Annotated in this window: 5 protein-coding genes; 4 read left to right on the forward strand and 1 reads right to left on the reverse strand. The window is 50.2% G+C overall.

The window, feature by feature from the left end:
• Positions 1–178: 178 nt before the first annotated feature.
• A complete protein-coding gene (locus V3O24_RS00040; protein ID WP_104425245.1) occupies positions 179–469 on the reverse strand; it encodes a nucleotidyltransferase family protein in 291 nt (96 codons plus the stop codon).
• Between the two features lie 249 nt (positions 470–718).
• On the opposite strand from V3O24_RS00040, the gene V3O24_RS00045 reads away from it, so the two are divergent.
• The 4 genes from V3O24_RS00045 (at position 719) to V3O24_RS00060 (ending at position 3,738) form a co-directional block, all read left to right on the forward strand.
• Positions 719–937: a hypothetical protein gene (locus V3O24_RS00045; RefSeq protein WP_104425246.1), complete on the forward strand. Its 219-nt coding sequence runs from the start codon at positions 719–721 to the stop codon at positions 935–937.
• Complete coding sequence (locus V3O24_RS00050; protein ID WP_104425247.1) at positions 930–1,199, forward strand: type II toxin-antitoxin system RelE/ParE family toxin; 270 nt, start codon at positions 930–932, stop codon at positions 1,197–1,199. The genes V3O24_RS00045 and V3O24_RS00050 overlap by 8 nt, the downstream gene beginning before the upstream one ends.
• 114 nt (positions 1,200–1,313) lie before the next feature.
• The gene (moaA, locus tag V3O24_RS00055; RefSeq protein ID WP_104425248.1) at positions 1,314–2,318 is read left to right on the forward strand and encodes a GTP 3',8-cyclase MoaA; all 1,005 of its coding nucleotides are present in this window, start codon (positions 1,314–1,316) and stop codon (positions 2,316–2,318) included.
• Between the two features lie 94 nt (positions 2,319–2,412).
• Complete coding sequence (locus tag V3O24_RS00060) at positions 2,413–3,738, forward strand: DEAD/DEAH box helicase (protein WP_331305549.1); 1,326 nt, start codon at positions 2,413–2,415, stop codon at positions 3,736–3,738.
• Positions 3,739–4,001 lie beyond the last annotated feature (263 nt).

Raw genomic sequence — 4,001 nt, forward strand, 5'->3', positions numbered from 1 at the left:
TTATACGACGGGGCGAGGGTATCACTTTTAAGAAGAAACAACAACATAAGACCTCTTTTGTTTCAATCGATTAGCGTATCTATGGGGTATAAATGTTGGCTAACGTAATATATACGACATCAATTGTCGTATAAAAACATGTTGTTCAAGATAAAAACGCCATTCACGCTCTATCGGTTCAGACATTGATAGCTTCCTTTTCGATAAAAGGACGTAACTCCGGGCGCAAGGCTTTTTCGGTGACCAGATCGACCGGACACCCTAACTGGTCTTCCAGGTAGAATTGCACGCCAAAATAGCGCGCCGAGGTGGCAGGCCCATCAAATCCAACCAGAATATCCACATCGCTGTTTTCACCGGCATCATCACGAGCGGTTGAACCGAATAATGCCATTTGGGTAACACCGAACTGCTGAGTCAGTATGGGTTTTATTTTTTTGAGTATGGCTAGGGCGTTGTTGCGTTTCATGGCGGTTTTCTGTCAATGATAGCGAGCTATCAAAAGGTCGAATACTTTCAGTGTACCAAAAAAATCGCGGCTGATTGGGAGGAATTTTAAAGACGCTCTTAAGCATGTCGGCAGATGCCCGCTATAAAAGGTCAATACCATGTTAATATTGATGTCTGGAATTTTTTTTTCGCAGCCCTAATGAATCTTCGTTTCCTCGCGTAGGAACAATGAAACTAGCCGCAAAAACGACACCAAGGGGATTAAACAATGACAGCAGTAATTCTTGACGAACAACTCGACAGACAATTTAGTCAGCTGGCTAAACAAGCTCATATCTCTATAGACCAAGCCGTTAATGATGCCTTACGCGAATATTTAGTCGATTATAACGATGCTCAGCTTGCGGAAAAAGCGCTGGATGAACTTGATAACAATGAAGACGAGTTGATTGACTGGAACGAGGCTAAAAAAAGCCTTTATGAGTAAATGGCAAGTCAAGTTAAAGGGCAGTGCGGCAAAATCTTTAAAATCACTCGATACCGGTATAAAGCAGCGAATTGAACGGTTTATAGGCCAGCTCATCGAAACTGATAATCCACGTTCGCACGGTAAAGCGCTGCAAGGAAAGCGATATGCCGGATTATGGCGTTATCGAATTGGAGATTATCGGCTGATTTGTCAGATAAAAGACGGCGAGTTAATCATCTTGCTGTTGGAAATTGGACACAGGAAAGACATTTATAAATAATCCATCATAGCGGCTCAGCCGTTTCCAAATGCGACGGTTCGGAACATAGAAGCTCTCTATAAAAGCCCAATACTATGTTAATATTGGCGTCTTGGATTTTTTATCGCCGCGCCAATGACTAAGTCTCCCCCCTCCCAATTAATCGACCGCTTCGGCAGAATCGTTGATTATTTGAGAATCTCGATTACCGACCGCTGTGATTTCCGTTGCCTGTATTGCATGGCTGAGGACATGACGTTCCTGCCGCGCGCGCAGGTTTTGACGCTGGAAGAGATTTATACGCTGGCCCTAGCATTCGCCGAATTGGGCGTGAAGAAAATCAGGATCACCGGCGGCGAGCCTTTGGTCAGGAAAGGTGCGTTGGAGCTGTTGCAAAACATCGGCCGTATAGAAAGTCTGAATGAGCTGGTGATAACGACCAACGGCTCTCAGCTTGAAACGATGGCGGCGTCTTTAAAAGAGGCGGGCGTAAAACGCATTAATATCAGCCTGGATACGCTGGATGCCGACAAGTTTAAGGCGATCACCCGAACCGGTGATTTGGCGCAGGTGCTTAGAGGCATTCAGGCCGCCAAGGCGGCAGGGTTTGAGCGGATAAAAATCAATGCGGTCATTCTCAAGGACAGGAATCATCTGGAAGTGAACGACCTGGTCCGGTTTGCGGTCGATAACGGCATCGACATCAGCTTTATCGAGGAAATGCCGCTGGGCGTCGTCAGTCAGCATGACCGGGCCGACGCCTATTATTCCAGCGATTTGATCAAGGCCGATTTGGCGGAGCATTTTGCTTTAATCGCCACGCCTGAAAAAACCGGTGGGCCGTCGAATTATTTTAATGTGTCTGGTACTCAAACCCGCGTCGGCTTTATTTCCCCGCACAGCGAGAACTTTTGCAGTACCTGTAACCGGGTGCGCTTGACTGTTGAAGGGCGCTTGCTGTTATGCCTGGGTAATGAGCATTCGGTCGATTTAAAGCAGGTCATCAGGGTTCATCCGGGCGACATGGCGGCGCTGAAACAAGCTATTGTCGATGCGATGCTGATTAAGCCGGAAAAACACGAATTTAATATTAACGAGCAGCCGGTTATATTGCGGTATATGAGTATGACTGGAGGCTAAGGGCGAAAGACGAAAGGCGAAAAAATCCCTTTGACCCTTAGTCTTTCGCCCTTAGCCCTTTGCCTTCTTTCCCCTTTACCTGAGATTTTAAAAAATGTCTTTCGCCCAGCTCGGCTTAGCCGACGAACTCCTTAAAGCCGTAGCCGATCAAGGCTATGTCACGCCTACACCGGTACAACAAAAAGCCATCCCCTTGATCCTTGAAGGCAAGGACGTATTGGCAGGCGCGCAAACCGGCACCGGAAAAACCGCCAGTTTCACCTTGCCGTTATTGCAGCGGCTGGCCGAGAGTCACGACCCGCATCAAAAGCCGCGCCGCGTTCGCGCTTTAATTTTGGTACCAACCCGCGAATTGGCCGCGCAGGTGTATGAAAGCGTAAAAACTTACGGCGCGCATTTGCCGTTGCATGCGGAAGCGGTGATCGGCGGCGCGAGCATCGGCATCCAGACCCGCCAGTTACGCCGGGGCTGCGACATCGTCGTGGCGACGCCGGGGCGCTTGATCGACCATGTGCAGCAGCGCAACATCAATCTGTCCAACGTGGAAATACTGGTGCTGGACGAAGCGGACCGCATGCTCGATATGGGTTTTTTGCCCGACATTAAGCAAATCATGGCGCTGATCCCGAAGAAGCGGCAGAGTCTGTTGTTTTCCGCGACCGTGCCTAATGCGATCAAATCTCTGGCGGCTCAGTTGTTGAACAATCCGGTTGAGGTCGAAGTCGCCAAGCAAAACGCCACGGCTGAAAATGTCTCGGAAAGGGTTTACGGCATCGGACGCGAGTACAAGCGCGAATTATTGTCCTATCTGATCGGCAGCAATAACTGGAAGCAGGTGCTGGTATTCGTGCGCACCAAACACGGCGCAGATCGCCTGGAAAAACAGTTGGTCGAGGACGGCATCCGCACTGCGGCGCTGCATGGCGACAAAACCCAGGGCGCACGCAACAAGGCGCTGGAGTATTTTAAAACCGGCAAGGTTTCGGTATTGGTTGCGACCGATATTGCCGCACGCGGCCTGGATATTGACGACTTGCCGCATGTGGTGAATTTTGATTTGCCGCAGGTGCCGGAAGATTATGTGCACCGGATCGGCCGTACCGGACGCGCCGGTTCGAGCGGCGAGGCCTTGTCGCTGGTGTGTCCCGAAGAAGCCTGGATGCTGGTGGAAATTGAGAAACTGCTCAAGCGGCAAATTCCGCGTGTGGCCGATACCGGTTATGAGCCGGTTTCGTTGAAGGTAATCGATGCGCCGAAAAAGCATGTCCCCAACAAAACGACCGGCAAGAAAGATATGCGGCATACCAAAAAACCGGCCGCTCGCGGCGCTAAATCGGCGGTTCGGGACGTTAAACAGCCTGACGGCAAGCGGATCGATTCAAGAGGCAAGGGCAGGTCGGGTTCCAGGGGTAAGGCTTAAGCCCAATAAGTGGCGAGCCTGTAACCTGCGCGGTGTCAGGGAAGCGCTGAATAAACCGCTCCCGTTCATGGTTCGACAGGCTCACCACGAACGGAATCAATGTCTTACCGTTCGTCCTGAGCCTGTCGAAGGACTAAATCAGCGCGACCTTAGCCTATGCACCGCATGATCGTGCCGACTAAGGATTTGGTTAAAAATAACTTCCCGAAATCATTATTTTCGCTTGTCAAGCCGTTCGTGCTGACCCTTCGGCTACGCTCAGG

Source organism: Methylobacter sp. Wu8 (assembly GCF_036440755.1).
Lineage (GTDB): Bacteria > Pseudomonadota > Gammaproteobacteria > Methylococcales > Methylomonadaceae > Methylobacter_A > Methylobacter_A tundripaludum_A.

Bases quoted from the DNA above. Each gene is read 5' to 3' on its own strand.
- V3O24_RS00040 (WP_104425245.1), bottom strand. From the start codon at position 469: ATGAAACGCAACAACGCCCTAGCCATACTCAAAAAAATAAAACCCATA.
- V3O24_RS00050 (WP_104425247.1), top strand. From the start codon at position 930: ATGAGTAAATGGCAAGTCAAGTTAAAGGGCAGTGCGGCAAAATCTTTA.
- V3O24_RS00060 (WP_331305549.1), top strand. From the start codon at position 2,413: ATGTCTTTCGCCCAGCTCGGCTTAGCCGACGAACTCCTTAAAGCCGTA.
- V3O24_RS00045 (WP_104425246.1), top strand. From the start codon at position 719: ATGACAGCAGTAATTCTTGACGAACAACTCGACAGACAATTTAGTCAG.
- moaA (WP_104425248.1), top strand. From the start codon at position 1,314: ATGACTAAGTCTCCCCCCTCCCAATTAATCGACCGCTTCGGCAGAATC.